This window comes from Pseudomonas sp. SWI44 (genome assembly GCF_002947915.1).
GTDB classification, from domain to species: Bacteria; Pseudomonadota; Gammaproteobacteria; order Pseudomonadales; family Pseudomonadaceae; genus Aquipseudomonas; species Aquipseudomonas taiwanensis.
In genome coordinates, this window is record NZ_CP026674.1 from 4,585,968 (window position 1) to 4,601,931 (window position 15,964).

The following is a 15,964-nucleotide window of genomic DNA, read 5'->3' on the forward strand; positions in this document are numbered from 1 at the left end:
GCTGCCCGTCCTTAGTAACTGATGACCACGCCGACGCTCAGCTGGTAGTCGTCGCCGGTTGCCAATGCACTGCCGGCATTGAGGTAACTGGCGCTGACCAGTGCGTTGACATCCAGGTGCTTGCCGTCGAGTGCCAGCGGAAACATCTTCCAGTAGTAATTGAGGTCGACCATCTGCCCGACATTGCGGCCATTGCCATTGCTGCCCTGGGCGATTGCACGGTTGCGCTCGGCCCGTTGGTCGCCGTTCATGCGGATGGGCAAAGTGCCGTCTTCATCGCGCAGGTCGAGCTGGGTCACGCGCAGGTCCAGGGCGCTGCGGGAAGTGGGCTTGGTCTCGACGGCGATGCCGTAGTAGCTGAGGTTGCGCAGGTCCAGGGCAACGAACGAGCTGGTCAGGCGCGTGCTGTAGGACCCGCTGCGGGTGATGCGGTCCGACTGGATGGCATTGAGGCGAAAGCCATCGTTCTCGTCGCTTGGCTTGTCGGTGAGGCCGCCGCGCAATGCGATACGTGGCGTCCAGGGCAGCGTGTCGAAGCGTTTGCCGACCTCACCCAAGGCGGCCCAGCCCTTGCTGCCGTGGCCAGTTGTGGTCGTGCCATTGCCGTCGGTGTTGTCCATCTTGCCATCCAGGGCGGCCAGCTCCAGGTGGTAGTCACTGAGCGCCGGCAGGCCCAGGTTGTCGCCCATGAAGAACAACCCGTAGCGCAGGCCCTTGAAGTCGTAGCGGTCTTCGGCGTCGTGGCCGCTGTGGTCGTTCTCGTGCATCAGGCGCACGCCGGCCTGGTTGTTCGGGCTCCAGCGGTAGGCATACTGACCCATCACGTAGGTGGTGCGCGCTTCGCTATCGGCAAGGCTGTTCACATCGGTGTTGTAGTTGTGAAACTTCTGGCCAACGGCGATGAACGCCTCGGAGAACGTGTCCTGGTAGTTGAAGCGCAGCGATTCCAGGCTGTCGTCCCACCAGATGCCGTAGTCGTCGTAGAAGCGCTGCCGGCCAAGTGACGCGGAATACCGCGGGTCGTCGCCGATCAGGTTGCGCTTGACGTACAGCTCGCGCAGCTCGGCGTACCAGCCCTCGGGCTGTTCGCGTTCGCTGCTGTTGGTGGCTTCGTTGGTCAGGTTGCTCGACTCGCTGGAGTCGTAGTTGAGCCACAGGCGGCCGTAGACCATCCATTTGGCCCAGCGCTTTTCGGGCGAATACCAGGCAAATGATGGCTCGTAGCGCAAGCTGTAAAACATTTCGCGATCGCTGCCGACTTGCGAGTCTTCCGGGCCGTAGCCGGTCTGCACGGTGAGTTTGTTGAAGAATTCCGAGGTGATCAGCGGCTCGCTGCCATCGGCTGTGGCAACACGCACCGGCGCGTTGCTGTCGGCTTCGGGGCCGGTGATTTCTTCGGCGGCCAGGACCACGGACAGCGGCGTCAGGGTGAGCAGGGCAGCGAACAGGGGATGGTGGGTTTTCACAGCGTGGCCTCCTTCAGCAGATCGTTGCGCGCGGCCAGGGCACGCTCGATGTCATCCTTGGGTAACGTCTTTTCCAGGCGTCGGACCAAGCTACGGGCGCTGCGCTCGCCGAGGTCTAGCGCGATCCGCGCATAGGTGTAGGCCTTGACCGGGTCATGGCAAAGGGCGCGGCCATAGGCGTGCAACGTGGCCATGCGGTACCAGGCGGCGGTCGAGCCCTTGGCAGCCTCTTCCTGGAACAGCGCCAGGGCTTTGTCCTGGTCGGGTTGGTCCTGCACGCCCTTGCTGTAGTAGTCGGCCAGCAGCAGGCCGGCACCGGGATACTGGCTGGCGCGCAGTTCGTCGATCACGGCCCGGGCCTTCTCCGGGTCCAGGGTCAGCCAGTTGTTGACCATGTAGAACGAGGCCTGCAACGCCTTGGCCCGCATCGGCTCGCGCAGGCGGACTTGATCGATCAGCGCCTGGGTTTCCTCGGCGTTGTGCTCGGTGGGGTTGGAGATCATGAAGTTGGCCTTGGACACCATGGCCGGGACGAAGCCCCTGGCGACGGCCTCGTCACGCCAGCGTTGCACCTGTGCGGTGGCGATCGCCAAGGCATCGGCCTGGGCTTTGTCACGGGCCTGCTGTTCGGGCGTCGGTGCGACGGGCGGCGTGTCAGGCTCGCGGCTCTGACGTTCGATACGGTCGGCTTCCTGCTCGGCGCGCTGAACACTGGCGATGTTGTCGAGCAGCGAGGCGATACGGTGCACGATATCGACTGGTAATTGACTGCGCTGCGCCTCCAGTGAAGTGGCGAAAGCCGGGAACAGTTGGTCTTGTCGATCACCGAGGAAGGCGTAGTAGCGGTCGATCGCGCGCGCATCGAAGCGCACGGCCTCGCGGTACCAGCGTTCGGCCGCGCCCTGGTCGCCCTGGCGCTCGGCAAGCACCGCCCGGTACAGCTGCGGGCGGCAGTTGAGCAAGCACGAGCGCTCGTAAAGTTCCAGCAGTTCCGCCGCCTGGTCGACGCTCACCAGTTGCGGATAGGTGAGGAACACTTCCAGTGTGGTACTGGCGTTGCGTGGGTCGAGTGTGCTCTGGTAGCGGGTCAGGGCGCGCTCGAACCATGGCCGTTGTGCTTCGCGAAGACTGGGGGTGCGGTCGATCAGCCGGGCCAACGAGGCCAGTGCCGGAACCATGCCTTGGCCATCGCCGAACGCGGTGTGATAGAGCGCAACCACCTCCTGACGGCTGACATCCTCGCGGCTGGCCAGGACATCGCCCAGCAGCAGCGTACTGGCCAGATCACCGCGCCGTGCCAGTTCACGCAAATCGGCGCTCACATCGGCGCTGGGATCCTTGAACAGGGCATAGCGCACCTGCTCCAGGCTCTGGCCGGCAGTCGCGCTGCCCGCACAAGCCAGGGTGAGACTGGCCAGCAGCAAGCGCGTGGGCGTCATCAGGGTCATGGCATTGTCCTCGACAGGCTCAATTGGCACGGCCAAAGGGCAGGCCAAGGTACAGGTCGACCGCGACTGCCTTCTGATAGGCCGAGGCTGGCAGCGGGCTGTCTGGCTGAATCGTCAGGGCCAGGTTGCGATTGACTTCATCGACCCGGGCATCGACCACCTTGCCGCTGTAGTGCTGGTCCAGGCCGAACACCTGCATGTCCACCGAGCGCACGCGGTCGACATCGGCCAGCTTGTCGAACGGCACATTGGCGCGCACGAAGAGCCCTTGGTCCTTGGGCAGCAGGTGCATCAGCGGCGCATCCTTGTAGCCGTACCCATCCAGGCGTTGGGTCGGGTAGTACACCTGGCAGTCGCAGGGGCTGTTGATCACCGTTTCGAGGGTGGCGCGGCCTAGCAAGGCTTGCAGATCGCCCGGGGCGAGGTCGGCCACTGCCTTCATGTCGGCCGGGCTGGTGAAGCTGGTTGCCAGCTGGGTGGACACGTTGGCCAGCGGCTGGCCGGCTTGCACTTCGGTGGCGCCGGCAGGCAGCAGGTACTTCACGTAGCCGTTGTCGGGCATGCTGATGACCTGGGCGTGGGTGGACACCTGCGCCTGGACCGCCGGAATGCGGAAGAACAACAGGTAACCCTTGTAGCCGACGAAGGCCAGCGCCGCCAAGCCTGCGGCGGTGTACAGCAGGGTGCCGGTAAAGGCCTTGAGGCGGGCACCGGGGGTACGTGCCGTGGCGTACTTCTGCTTGCGCTCCTTGATGTAGTTTTCCCGTTGCATGACGTTGAACAGGCCATTGATGTCGGCGATTTCACCCGACAGGTAGGCGCTGATCAGGTAGCGCAGGATGTCGCGCTTCTGTGCGTCGAGCTCGACGAACTGCGCGCCCACTTCGCTGCCGCGCTGCGAGACGATGCGGATCTTGCTGTCGATGCTCAGGTCGACCTGGTTCAGGCGCAGGCGGATCGAGGCGTCGTACAGCGCGCCGATCTTCAGCGGCGTTTCGTGACGCAGGCCCATGCCTCCCAGGGAAATGTCCTGCAGGGCCGTTTCGAACGCTGCCTGACCTGCGGCGGATAAACGCACGCGTGCGTTCATGCGGGTGCGTACATGCTGGCGTTCGTCGATCGCCTCATGAACGATGTTGGCCGCTGTCTTGCCCGGGGCCACGGGAATGTTCGAGCTACTCATGTGCAGGCGCCTTTCCTTAACGTTGCGTTGAGTTATCGGGAAACTTCGAGGAGAACGGTGATGACCCCGAAGAAGATGGCGATCGAGGAGCACAGCATCGCCTTCGAGGACCAGCGGTTGAGGGTCGCATCGAAGTCGACGTTGCCGGTGCTCAGGGTGGTCTTCTGCCGCGTCCAGCTTTGCTGGTCCATGTGGAACATCGCGTAGACCTTCATCAGCGAACCGACGATCTGGTTGTAATAGAGAACGAAGGGGTACATCGGGCTGACCGGGTGGCCGGCGAAGACGAACAGCACGGTCACCAGGCTGCGTGAGAGCAGTACCCAGAACAGGTACACCAGCAGGTACTGGATGCCGAAGATCAACCCCGCCATCACCGAAGCCGTCAGGCCCATCAGGCAGGTCCACATCGAGATGCGCTGGTCCAATAGGACGTACAGGGTGAACAGCCCGAGGCGAGCACGCCCGAGCAGGGCGGTGGCGCGGAAGTTCTGGCGCAGTGAGTTGCCGTACCAGCGAAACATCAGCTGGCGGGTGGCGACCCAGAAACTGTCGCTTGGCGGGTGCTCGACGGTCAGGGTGTGGCTGTCGGGCACGTAGAAGGTGTCCCAGCCGGCGCGCATCAGGCTCAGCCAGCTCGACTTGTCGTCACCGGTGAGGAATTGGAACCGGCCCAGACGCCAGTGTTCGAGGAAGTCGGCCTCGACGTCGCGGATGAATTCGGGGTCGGTCATCACGCTGGCACGGAAGAACGACAGCCGCCCGGTGAGGGTCAGGACCCGGTGCGAAAGTGCCATGGAGCACATGTTGATATGCCGCTGCACGAAGCGCATTGAGTGCCACTGACGCATCCAGCGGCTGCCTTCGACTTCGCAGAACTCGTTGGTGGTCAGCCCGCCGACATTCGGCAGCAGGGCGAACAGCTTGACCGCGCGCTCCACACAGCCGGGCAGCATCATGGTGTCGCCGTCGACCACGCCGACCACCGCATCGTCCAGCGGCATCTGCCGGGACAGGGCACGGAAGGCGTGGGCCAGGCCATCGCGCTTGCCGGTGCCGCGTGCACGGACGATCACCAGCCTGATATCGTCGCGGTCCTTGACCTCGTTGCGCAGGATGTCCTTGATGAACGTCTCGTCGCCTTTCTCGACAATCGAGGCGATCACCGTGCAGGGCACCTTGAGCCGTTGCACTTCCTGGAACACCGACTGGTAGACCTTGAAGGTGGTCAGGGTCGGGATGCGGAAGCTGGTCACCACCATGAACAGGTGCGAGGGCAGGGCCGCATCGCCCATGCGTTCGACCTGGCGGCGCAGGCGTGGGAACTTCAGGTGCAGGAAGTACATGCCGCGCACGTAGTGGACGACCGCGTTACCGTAGCGCCACATGCCCAGCGTGCCGATGATGAAGATGAACAGGTGATGGTTCGGGTCCAGGTACTGCGGCGCGACCATCTCCGACGCCAGCGCGATCAGCCCGGCCAGGCATGCCCAGGCGAAGAAGCTGGCGCCTGCACGCAGGTAGCCGGGTGCCTCGAAGGGATGCTGTTGCTGTCGATCCATGTAGCTTCAACTCCTGTTGTCGGGTGCCCGATGTCGATCAACGAAGGTGATTTCGTCGACGGAACTCGGGGCTTGTGGGTGCTGGCGGAGCCTGCGAAGGGCTGCATAGCAGCCCCCGGACGCAACTAATTGCATCGCTGGCTCCGCCGACTCCCACGGGACGGCGGGTTAGGCACGCTGCCGGTTACCAGCAGATGCCCTGACGTTGCGCGTCGCTGGTCTGGGGCATGAAACCGACCAGGTCGATCACCCGTTTGCCATCACTGGCCTCCAGGGCCTGGGCGAAGCGTGCGTCGTTGTTGCCCAGGACGATGACCTCGGCGTCGTCGATCACCTGGTCGAGGTCGCTGTGCAGCAGGGAGGAGACGTGAGGGATCTTCGATTCGATGTAATCGCGGTTAGCCCCGAAGACCCGTGCGTACTCGACGTTGGCATCGAAGATACGCAGGTCATAGCCTTTGCCGATCAGGCGCTCGGCCAGTTCCACCAACGGGCTTTCGCGCAAGTCGTCGCTGCCGGCCTTGAAGGCCAGGCCGAGCAGGGCGATCTTGCGTTTGTCCTGGCGCTCGATCAGGTCCAGGGCGTTCTGCACCTGGTTGCGGTTGCTGGCCATGATCGACGCCAGCAGCGGGTGCTCGACGTCCAACTGGCTGGCGCGGTAAGTGAGGGCGCGTACGTCCTTGGGCAGGCACGAGCCGCCGAAGGCGAAGCCGGGGCGCAGGTAATAGCGCGACAGGTTGAGCTTGTAGTCCTGGCAGACCACGTCCATCACCTCGCGGCCATCGACGCCCGAGGCTTTGGCGATATTGCCGATCTCGTTGGCGAAGCTGACCTTGGTGGCGTGCCAGACGTTGCAGGTGTACTTGATCATCTCGGCGACTTCCACCGACTTGCGGATCACCGGTGCGTCCAAGCCCTCGTACAGTGAAGCCAGCAGGTCGCCTGATTGGCTGTCCAGCTCGCCGATCACGGTCATGGCCGGGAAGTCGTAGTCCTTGATGGCGGTGCTTTCACGCAGGAATTCGGGGTTCACCGCGACGCCGAAATCTTCACCGGCCTTCTTGCCTGAAGCCGCTTCCAGGATCGGGATCACCACGTTTTTCACCGTGCCCGGCAGCACGGTGCTGCGTACCACCACGGTGTGGCGGCCAGCCTTGTCGCGCAGGGCCGTGCCGATCTCGCGGCAGACCGCTTCCATGTATACCAGGTCCAGGTCACCGTTCTTCTTGCTTGGTGTGCCGACGCATAGCAGGGAAAGGTCGGTGGCGAAGATCGCGGCCTGGACATCGGTGGTACCACGCAGTCGGCCTTTGCTGACGCCATCGAGCAGCAACGCTTCGAGGCCAGGCTCGACGATGGGCGACTTGCCCTGGTTGATGAGGTCGATTTTCGCTGGAGAAATGTCTACCCCCAGCACGGTGTGGCCACGTGCCGACAGGCACGCCGCGCAGACTGCGCCTACATAGCCAAGTCCAAAGATACTGATGTTCATAGATCCCTCTTCCTCGGGCGCGGCAACGCCGGCCGAGATACTCAGTTTGGTTAGTTTTCGATCGGCAGACGCGCAGAAGTTAGCCGCGCTCGGAAGTGGCGTAACAGGCTGTTTCTTAGTTGTCTATTTACATCCTAAGGGGGTTTTTATTTTTGCTGCAAGTGTTGGTGTTCTTAAAGTTGAAAATAACTAAAAGGTTTCTCGTTAAGTTTATAAAACCGTTAAAAATCAAATAGTTAAAGTTTGATGATAGTTAGGCGTCAAAAAATTGTTTGCTGTTGAAGGGGCGGTAAAATGACGTCAAATCTGCGTCTTTTCGGCTTTTTGCGGTGTTTTCGCCACGCCTAAAAGGGCCGGAGAATGTCCGGTTAATTGATCTTCCCCTGCTGGTGTGATTGCTTTTCAAGGATTTGCCTCCCCGTTGATTTAATTGTCGGGGCAGGCGGTGGTGGCATACAGATGAAACCCTGGGTTGCGACAATCGAAGGGGAGGGTCATAGTGGCATTTAGATATCTAATTGCGCATGATGCTATTGGGTTTCGTTGACTGCCGGCTTCCGGCCACAGGGCATCCGGGTGGATGCTGGGGCAGTGACCAGGTCAAGACTGCGCCCGTGGAACGGCAAGGTCGTCCGCGCAGCAGCGCCAGACGTTTCTGACAGAAGTTTTACGCTAGGTCCGCCACGAAAAATTTTGTTAAGGTGGCGGGATCCAATCGCCCTGTTGACGAGGTGTGTGCTTGATTAGGGTCCTAGTGGTCGACGATCACGATCTGGTACGAACCGGTATTACCCGCATGCTGGCCGACATCGACGGCTTGCAGGTGGTGGGCGAGGCGGATTCAGGCGAGTCGGCGCTCAAGCAGGTCCGCGAACTCAAGCCGGACGTTGTCCTGATGGACGTGAAAATGCCTGGGATCGGTGGCCTGGAGGCCACCCGCAAGCTGTTGCGTAGCCACCCTGACATCAAGGTGGTGGCAGTGACCGTGTGCGAAGAAGACCCATTCCCCACGCGCCTGATGCAAGCCGGCGCCGCCGGTTACCTGACCAAAGGCGCAGGGCTGGACGAAATGGTCCAGGCCATTCGCCTGGCTTTCGCCGGGCAGCGCTACATCAGCCCGCAGATTGCCCAGCAACTGGCGCTCAAGTCCTTCCAGCCCCAGGGGTCGCCTTTCGATGCCCTGTCCGAGCGGGAAATCCAGATCGCCCTGATGATCGTCGGTTGCCAGAAGGTGCAGATCATCTCCGACAAGTTGTGCCTGTCGCCCAAGACCGTCAATACTTACCGCTATCGGATCTTCGAAAAACTCTCCGTCACCAGCGACGTCGAGCTGACGTTGCTGGCCGTTCGCCACGGTATGGTCGACGCAAGCCTGTAAAGACCCATGTCCCAGATTTTTGATGCCAGTGCATTCCTGGCAACCTGCAGCGGCCGCCCGGGCGTGTACCGGATGTTCGATGCCGAGGCACGTCTGCTTTACGTGGGCAAGGCCAAGAACCTCAAGAAACGCCTGGCCAGCTACTTCCGCAAGACTGGGCTGGCGCCGAAGACCGCTGCCTTGGTAGGCCGCATCGCCCAGGTCGAAACCACCATCACCGCCAACGAGACCGAGGCATTGTTGCTGGAGCAGACCCTGATCAAGGAGTGGCGACCACCCTACAACATTCTGCTTCGCGACGATAAATCCTACCCCTATGTGTTTCTCTCCGATGGCGAATTCCCCCGCTTGGGGATCCACCGTGGGGCGAAGAAGGCCAAGGGGCGTTATTTCGGTCCGTACCCCAGCGCAGGGGCTATCCGTGAAAGCCTGAGCCTGTTGCAGAAGGCCTTCTCGGTACGCCAATGCGAAGACAGCTATTACGCCAACCGTACCCGGCCGTGCCTGCAGTATCAGATCAAGCGCTGCAAGGGGCCGTGCGTTGGCTTGGTCGATGCACAGGAGTATGCCGAGGATGTACGCCACTCGGTGATGTTCCTCGAGGGGCGCAGTCAGCAGTTGGGCAACGAGCTCAATGCCGAGATGGAGAAGGCCGCCATGGCCCTCGATTTCGAGCGGGCCGCGGAGCTGAGGGACCAGATAGCCCTGTTGCGCCGGGTGCAGGACCAGCAATACATGGAGGGTGGCTCGGGCGACGTCGATGTGGTCGCCGCCTTCGTCAACCCCGGTGGGGCCTGTGTGCACCTGATCAGCGTGCGCGGCGGTCGGGTGTTGGGTAGCAAGAACTTCTTCCCTCAGGTGGGCATCGAGGAAGAGGTTGCTGATGTGATGGCTGCGTTCCTGTCCCAGTATTACCTGGGCAATGCCGAGCGCGAGTTGCCGGGCGAACTGATCGTCAACGTGCTGCACGAGGACTTCGACGCGATCCGCGAGGCCTTGCACAGCTTGCGTGGTCGTGAGCTCGCGATCAGTCATCGCGTGCGTGGCACCCGTGCCCGCTGGCAGCAGTTGGCGGTCACCAACGCCGAGCAGGCGCTCAACGCCCGCCTGGCCAACCGCCAGCACATGGCTGCGCGTTTCGAGGCGTTGGCCCAGGTGCTGGGGCTCGATGAAGTGCCACAGCGCTTGGAGTGCTACGACATCAGTCACTCCAGCGGCGAGGCCACCGTGGCCAGTTGCGTGGTGTTTGGCCCGGAAGGTCCGCTCAAGTCCGACTATCGTCGCTTCAACATCGAAGGCGTGACCGCTGGCGATGACTATGCCGCCATGCACCAGGCGCTGACTCGGCGCTATGGCCGTATCAAGGACGGCGAAGGCAAGCTGCCCGATGTGTTGCTGGTGGACGGCGGCAAAGGCCAGCTGAACATGGCCCGGGAGGTGATGCAGGAACTTGCCATCACCGACCTGACCCTGCTCGGTGTGGCCAAGGGCGTGACCCGCAAGGCGGGTTTCGAGACCCTGTATTTGAACGACGTAGCCCATGAATTCACCCTCAAGGGCGACAACCCGGCGCTGCATTTGATTCAGCAGATCCGCGACGAGGCTCACCGTTTCGCGATCACGGGGCATCGCGCCCGCCGTGGCAAGGCTCGCCGCGTTTCGAGCCTGGAGGATGTGGCCGGGGTAGGGCCCAAGCGGCGTCGAGACCTGCTCAAGCACTTCGGCGGCCTGCAGGAGCTCAACCGCGCCAGTGTCGATGAAATCGCCAAAGCGCCCGGTATCAGTAAAAAGCTTGCCGAGTCGATTTATGCCAGCCTGCATAGCGAGTAGAATGCCCGACTCAACCCGCAGCCAGTCGTACCGATGAATATTCCAAACCTGCTCACCGTTCTACGCGTCCTGCTCATTCCGATCTTCATTCTGCTGTTCTACATGCCCTATCACTGGAGCTATGCAGCCGCCAGCAGTGTGTTCGCCATCGCCGCCGCCACCGACTGGCTGGATGGCTACCTGGCCCGTCGTCTGCAGCAGAGCACGCCGTTCGGCGCCTTCCTCGACCCCGTGGCCGACAAGCTGATGGTGGCCGTGGCCCTGGTGCTGCTGGTGCAAGTGCACGCCAACTTCTGGCTGACTCTGCCAGCGGCGGTGATCATCGGTCGCGAAATCGTGGTGTCGGCCCTGCGAGAGTGGATGGCCGAACTGGGGGCGAGGGCGCATGTGGCGGTGTCCAACCTCGGCAAGTGGAAGACTGCGGCGCAGATGCTGGCGCTTGTGATTCTGCTGGCCAACCCGCCGCTGGTCACTTTCTGGGTGATCCTGGGCTACGCACTGCTGCTGGTGGCGGCCGCCTTGACCCTATGGTCCATGGCACACTACCTGCTGGCAGCCTGGCCGCATCTGCGCGAAGGCTCGGAGCAGAAATAAAAGTTTTTCGAATCAAGGGGTTGACGCCGTTTTAGATATCGCTAGAATGGCACCCATCACGACGCGGGAATAGCTCAGTTGGTAGAGCACGACCTTGCCAAGGTCGGGGTCGCGAGTTCGAGTCTCGTTTCCCGCTCCAAATTAAAGATCTACAGGTTTCGCAATGGGATCTGTAAGTCGTGAAAAAAGGGCCTTAGGGCCCTTTTTTCGTTTCCGCGATCTCGCCGGTAACCTGCCCGAAGGCTTCACCACTCGATCGCTTGCCCATCCCATGCCCAGAAGCCTCCGCTGTCCAGCGGCCCAAACCGTCCCACTAGCTCGATCAGGCACTGCGCGCAAAACGCAGGCTCGAAGAGTTTGCCAGCGGGTACCCCTCCTTGAAACGGCCGCGACAGCTCGGTGTCGGTCGTACCCGGATGCAGTGCCAGAATCGTGGCTGCGGGGTTCAGGCGTTTGAGCTCGATACTTGCCGTGTGCAGCAACTGGTTCAGCGCCGCCTTGCTCGCCCGGTAGCTGTACCAACCGCCCAGCCGATTGTCGCCAATCGAGCCAACCCTGGCCGACAGCGCTGCGAAGGTAGTCGGCCCTTTTCGTAAAAGCGCCAACAGGTGTTTGAGCAACAATATCGGCGCGAATGCATTGGTGGCGAAGCTCGCCTGCAGGCCAGCCAGGTCCAGTTGCGCCAGCGATTTTTCTGCCTTTGCGCCGCCCTGATGAAGGATGCCCAGCGTGCTGATGACCAAGTGAAGGTGATCGCAACCGCGCGCCACCTGTCCGGCAAGCGCCGCAAGCGCTTGCTCGTCGCGTGCGTCGCAATCTATCGGCACCAAGCGTTGATTGTTGAGCTGCCCGAGCTTCGCAAGCCTGTCATCGTGCGTGGCGTTGCGCGACACGGCCCAGACCCGGGAAACATCTTCGCGAGCCAACAACGCCTCGCAAAGCGCCAACCCTATACCCCGGCTTGCGCCGCATACCAGCACATTGGCCTTGCCAGACAGATGGGGAATCAGGCTCATGCAGCACCTCGCGCAGTTATCCTCGACGTGAGCGGTTCAAGCACCATTTGGCGGCGGTGCCGGTCTGCCGTTTACCTCGTACAAGCAGTGTAGGCACCTGCGGCCAAATCTTTTGCCTAGCGATTTCGATGCTTGCCCAGGGCCGGCGCGCTGAATCATCCTCAGTGGCTGTCCAATGCTCAGCATTCCCTTTACGCTGAAACCTCTCTTCCTCCGTCACAGACTTTGCACCCTTGAAGAAAATCCCCCGCGTCGACGACCTGCAGATCTTTCTCACCACCACTGAGGTCGGCAGCTTCTCCGCAGCCGCGAGGTTGCTGGACATTTCGCCGGCCCTGGCCAGTGGCGCGATCCAGCGCCTGGAGACCTGCCTGGGGGTGAGGCTGTTCATCCGCTCAACTCGCCGGCTACGCCTCTCGGAAGATGGTGTACGCTATTTGCCTCACGCCCGCCAGGCCCTGGAGTCTCTGGATTTGGGCGAGTTGGCACTGACCGAGGGTCGCGATGAAATCGCCGGCCTGCTGCGCCTGTCCATGCCATCGGACCTGGGCCGCAACGTCCTGCTGCCATGGCTCGATGCGTTTCAGCAACTGCACCCGCAGGTTCTTTTGCAGCTGCGTGTCAGTGATCAGGTTGCCGATCTGTTCGGCGAACAGTTGGACGCCAGCATCCGTTATGGGCAGCTCGCTGATTCGAGCCTGGTGTCGCTGATGCTGTCACCCTCCAACCGCCGCACCGTCTGCGCGTCTCCCGACTACATCGCCCGCCACGGGCGGCCCCAGACGCTGGAGGACTTGAGCAGGCATAACTGTCTGCGCTATGTCATGGGTGAGCAAACCTACGAACGTTGGCATTTCCACACGCCTGACGGAGTGAAAACCCTTCAGGTAACCGGCGACCGCATCAGTGACGATGCTGACATCGTCAGACGCTGGGCGGTCGCCGGGTTGGGCGTGGTGTACAAGTCGAAGCTCGACGTCATGGACGACATACGCAGGGGGAAGTTGGTGGAAATCTTCCCGCCCGAGCATGGCCAGCCAGCGCCGCTTCAATTGGTATGCGCACATCGCACGTCGCTCACGCCCGCATTGCAGGTGTTGCGGACCTTCCTGGCCGAGCGTTGTGAGCATTACATCAACACGTCCATCGCAGGGCACTGACCCGCTATCAGAATCCCTCCAGGACGATCTTGCCCTTGGCCTTGCCGCTTTCGATCAGCGCATGGGCGCGTTTGAGGTTTTCTGCGCTGATTCTGCCGAAATGTTCGCCCAGGGTCGTTTTCAGCACACCCTCGTCGACCAACCGGGCGACCCGTTCGAGCAGCTGATGCTGCTTGATCATGTCGTCGGTGTGGTACAGCGATCGGGTGAACATGAGCTCCCAATGGACAGACAGCGATTTGCGCTTGAGTGGCATGATGTCGAGTTGTTCAGGGTCATCGATCAGTGCGAGTTTGCCCTGGGGACGCAGGGCTTCGACGATCTGCTCAAGGTAGCTGTCGGTGTGGGTCAGGCTGATCACATAGTCGACCGGGCTCAGTTGCTGCGTTTCCAACTGGTGCGGGATCGGTGCTGAGTGATCGATCACGTGGTGAGCCCCGGCTACCTGCACCCACTGCTGTGTTTCCGGGCGCGACGCGGTGCCGATGACGGTCAGTTGCGTGAGCCGACGAGCCAGCTGGACCAGAATCGATCCGACCCCGCCCGCGGCACCGATCACCAGCAGGCTTTGCCCTTTGCCGCCGCTCTCCTTGACACCCAGCCGATCGAACAGCAGTTCCCAGGCGGTGATGGAAGTCAGTGGCAGGGCGGCGGCGCTGGCGTTGTCAAGGGTGCGGGGTTTGTGCCCGACAATGCGCTCATCCACCAGGTGATATTCGCTGTAGCTGCCAGGGCGGTCGATTGCGCCAGCGTAGAACACCTCGTCGCCAGGTCGGAACAGCGAAACGTCGGCACCCACCTCGCGGACGATGCCGACAGTGTCCCAACCCAGCACTTGCGGGCCGTGGCCGCTGCTGCGCGCGCGGACCTTGGTATCGACCGGGTTGACGGCGATGGCCTTGACCTCCACCAGCAGGTCGCGTGGGCCAGGCGTGGGTTGGGGCAGTGTGGTTTCGTACAGCGATTGCGGGTCTTGGATCGGCAAGCCGGGCTGGCTGAAGACGATGGCTTTCATGGGGTTTTTCCTTCACAGAGGTTCAGACGTGATGTCAGGCTATCCATGTTGGTCTGATGCAGAAACAGGGTAATCACCGCAAGACTTTCGTCGTTTTGGCGAAAGTCTTGCGTGTCGGTTTGGGCGAGGGCTGCGTGCATCCGCTGCAGCACCTGCCGGCTGCGACGGGTGCTTCGGCATTCGATTGGCTTTAATGTCAGCGTAGCGGGGGCGAGCCGGTGGAGAGCCTGAGGCTGGAGGCCGCACGGCCAATGATCGAACAGGAGCCGTCATTGCCTGGATGTGGTGGCCAGGGTAACGGGAGGGCAGGGGCCGGCGTCACCTGCGTGAGGTATTCATGCGGGTTTTTGGCGTTCCCCCGCAGGCGGTGCGTCGGGATGCGCGTCGGGTGGAGTGAACCTGAGGGTTGGCACTTGGTTAGCCACCCCGAACGGTACATGCACCATTGGCAGGTTCCCCGCCGCCGAGGTCAGATGGCTGCGCTGGTCATCGAAGAACATGTGCGGCCGTAGGATGGACAATACCCGGCCCTTCTCCATGCCGCCCAGAAAGAATGACTCGTCCGGAGAAACGCCCCAGGTCTTCAGGGTCGTCACTACCCGTTCATGGGAAGGCGCATTGCGCGCGGTGACGATGGCGATGCGCAGAATGCGCTGGTAGCCCGGGTCCTGTGCCAGTTTACGGTCTTCCAGCGTGCGAATGTGCGACAGCTTGCGGAAAAGGTCGGCCAACGGCCCCGGCTGGTGAGGGACGGCCTTGCGCGCATGCTCATGGGCCTGGAACTCGGAGAGGTCCAGCCGCTGCTTGTACACGCTTTCAGCCTCGTCATCGGCAATCACGCCATCGAAGTCGAAGGCTACCCGCAGTTCGGTGTCGATCTCGTCATCGTAGATGCGTGTGGGCAGTACCAGACCGGCGGGATAGTTGGCGTCGATGGCCCGTTGCACATCGCCTTCATGGGCGCTCAGGAACAATGATGCGTTGAAGGCAGGAATGTATTCGTAGGGCGAGCGGCCGGACATGAACGCTGCGCGGGTGATGTCCAGGCCGTAATGGTCGATCGAGCGAAATACCCGCAGGCCGGTTTCTGGCGAGTTGCGCGACAGCAACACCACTTCAACCGGCAATTGCTCGGGGAAGGCTTTGTTGATGCTCAGGAAGCGGCGGATGAAAGGGAACGCCACACCCTTGGGGAAGGGAACGTCCAGATTCTGCTCCTGATGCAGGCGGTACGCCTCCATGCCATCGTCCTGGTAGATGGTATCCGACACGGTCAGGTCAAACAGGGCGCTGGAGGCGACGCCAACGACCAGTTTCTGTTCGATGGGGTAGGGCATTGGGGCCTCTCCTGAAGACGGACTGTGGGGGCATTTCTACAGGGCAAGTAGCAGGCCCGAGCTTCTTGTCCGGCTGTCCGATTGAATCAAAAAAAGGGTCTTCGCGGTTGATTACCGACGTGCTTTGTCTATGGTGGCATTACACCACCCATATAAGACTAAAGTCGTAGGAGAGTGGCATGAAAATGCGCGGTGATGTTTTCTGGGCCTGGGCTGACCCGACGCTTCACCATCGCACTCATGACGAAACCCTCAATGACGGCACGCTCATCGACGTGCAGGTCAGGCTGTCGTCAGCCGGTGGTACCCAAATGTTCATCGGCGTCTATGCCCCCTCGGGTATGCCCATTCACGAAGAATCGGTGCAGTCACGGCCGGGAGAGTCCATGACCCGGGCCTTGGCCTGGGGTGTCGGGCGCGCCCGGCGCATCGCGACGGATGCCGTACCTGCCGTGGAGCAGTTCGTCTGCGCAAAGTGAGCGG

General features: G+C 61.8%; 13 protein-coding genes, 1 tRNA gene and 1 pseudogene. 7 read left to right on the top strand and 8 right to left on the bottom strand.

Annotated elements, in window-relative coordinates; translation table 11 throughout:
* Positions 1–11 precede the first annotated feature (11 nt).
* The 5 genes from C4Q26_RS21475 to C4Q26_RS21495 all read right to left on the bottom strand — a co-directional run bounded on the left by C4Q26_RS21475 (position 12) and on the right by C4Q26_RS21495 (position 7,151).
* The gene (locus tag C4Q26_RS21475) at positions 12–1,466 is read right to left on the bottom strand and encodes an alginate export family protein (RefSeq protein ID WP_104883488.1); all 1,455 of its coding nucleotides are present in this window, start codon (positions 1,464–1,466) and stop codon (positions 12–14) included.
* Positions 1,463–2,914, bottom strand: coding sequence for a sel1 repeat family protein (locus C4Q26_RS21480; RefSeq protein ID WP_104883489.1), 1,452 nt, complete (start codon positions 2,912–2,914; stop codon positions 1,463–1,465). The genes C4Q26_RS21475 and C4Q26_RS21480 overlap by 4 nt, the downstream gene beginning before the upstream one ends.
* Positions 2,915–2,933: 19 nt before the next feature.
* Positions 2,934–4,097, bottom strand: coding sequence for a PilZ domain-containing protein (locus C4Q26_RS21485; protein WP_104881506.1), 1,164 nt, complete (start codon positions 4,095–4,097; stop codon positions 2,934–2,936).
* Between the two features lie 32 nt (positions 4,098–4,129).
* Positions 4,130–5,659 (bottom strand): glycosyltransferase, encoded by a 1,530-nt coding sequence (locus tag C4Q26_RS21490; RefSeq protein ID WP_023381196.1) that lies wholly within the window; start codon positions 5,657–5,659, stop codon positions 4,130–4,132.
* A 184-nt stretch (positions 5,660–5,843) separates the two neighbouring features.
* Complete coding sequence (locus C4Q26_RS21495; protein WP_027908154.1) at positions 5,844–7,151, bottom strand: nucleotide sugar dehydrogenase; 1,308 nt, start codon at positions 7,149–7,151, stop codon at positions 5,844–5,846.
* Positions 7,152–7,890: 739 nt separating this feature from the next.
* Here C4Q26_RS21495 and uvrY point away from each other — a divergent pair.
* The 4 genes from uvrY to C4Q26_RS21515 all read left to right on the top strand — a co-directional run bounded on the left by uvrY (position 7,891) and on the right by C4Q26_RS21515 (position 11,092).
* Complete coding sequence (gene uvrY / locus C4Q26_RS21500; protein WP_023381194.1) at positions 7,891–8,529, top strand: UvrY/SirA/GacA family response regulator transcription factor; 639 nt, start codon at positions 7,891–7,893, stop codon at positions 8,527–8,529.
* A gap of 6 nt (positions 8,530–8,535) precedes the next feature.
* Positions 8,536–10,359 (top strand): excinuclease ABC subunit UvrC, encoded by a 1,824-nt coding sequence (gene uvrC / locus C4Q26_RS21505; protein ID WP_023381193.1) that lies wholly within the window; start codon positions 8,536–8,538, stop codon positions 10,357–10,359.
* A gap of 33 nt (positions 10,360–10,392) precedes the next feature.
* A complete protein-coding gene (gene pgsA, locus C4Q26_RS21510) occupies positions 10,393–10,953 on the top strand; it encodes a CDP-diacylglycerol--glycerol-3-phosphate 3-phosphatidyltransferase (RefSeq protein WP_023381192.1) in 561 nt (186 codons plus the stop codon).
* Between the two features lie 63 nt (positions 10,954–11,016).
* Positions 11,017–11,092 (top strand) — tRNA-Gly (locus tag C4Q26_RS21515).
* 106 nt (positions 11,093–11,198) lie between these two features.
* Here C4Q26_RS21515 and C4Q26_RS21520 read toward each other — a convergent pair.
* A complete protein-coding gene (locus tag C4Q26_RS21520; RefSeq protein ID WP_027908152.1) occupies positions 11,199–11,969 on the bottom strand; it encodes an SDR family NAD(P)-dependent oxidoreductase in 771 nt (256 codons plus the stop codon).
* A gap of 242 nt (positions 11,970–12,211) precedes the next feature.
* On the opposite strand from C4Q26_RS21520, the gene C4Q26_RS21525 reads away from it, so the two are divergent.
* Positions 12,212–13,129: a LysR family transcriptional regulator gene (locus tag C4Q26_RS21525; RefSeq protein WP_027908151.1), complete on the top strand. Its 918-nt coding sequence runs from the start codon at positions 12,212–12,214 to the stop codon at positions 13,127–13,129.
* Positions 13,130–13,136: 7 nt separating this feature from the next.
* Here the strand turns inward: C4Q26_RS21525 and C4Q26_RS21530 are convergent, their stop codons facing one another.
* Positions 13,137–14,144, bottom strand: coding sequence for a zinc-binding alcohol dehydrogenase family protein (locus C4Q26_RS21530; RefSeq protein WP_104883490.1), 1,008 nt, complete (start codon positions 14,142–14,144; stop codon positions 13,137–13,139).
* 212 nt (positions 14,145–14,356) lie between these two features.
* Between C4Q26_RS21530 and C4Q26_RS28435 the strand changes: the two are divergent.
* Positions 14,357–14,541, top strand: a pseudogene (locus tag C4Q26_RS28435) (GlxA family transcriptional regulator); the annotation flags it as partial.
* Here C4Q26_RS28435 and C4Q26_RS21540 read toward each other — a convergent pair.
* The gene (locus tag C4Q26_RS21540; RefSeq protein WP_023381188.1) at positions 14,480–15,481 is read right to left on the bottom strand and encodes a 5'-nucleotidase; all 1,002 of its coding nucleotides are present in this window, start codon (positions 15,479–15,481) and stop codon (positions 14,480–14,482) included. The pseudogene C4Q26_RS28435 and the gene C4Q26_RS21540 sit on opposite strands and share 62 nt — an antisense overlap.
* Before the next feature lie 179 nt (positions 15,482–15,660).
* On the opposite strand from C4Q26_RS21540, the gene C4Q26_RS21545 reads away from it, so the two are divergent.
* Positions 15,661–15,960: a hypothetical protein gene (locus C4Q26_RS21545; protein WP_104883491.1), complete on the top strand. Its 300-nt coding sequence runs from the start codon at positions 15,661–15,663 to the stop codon at positions 15,958–15,960.
* The last annotated feature ends 4 nt before the right edge of the window (positions 15,961–15,964 follow it).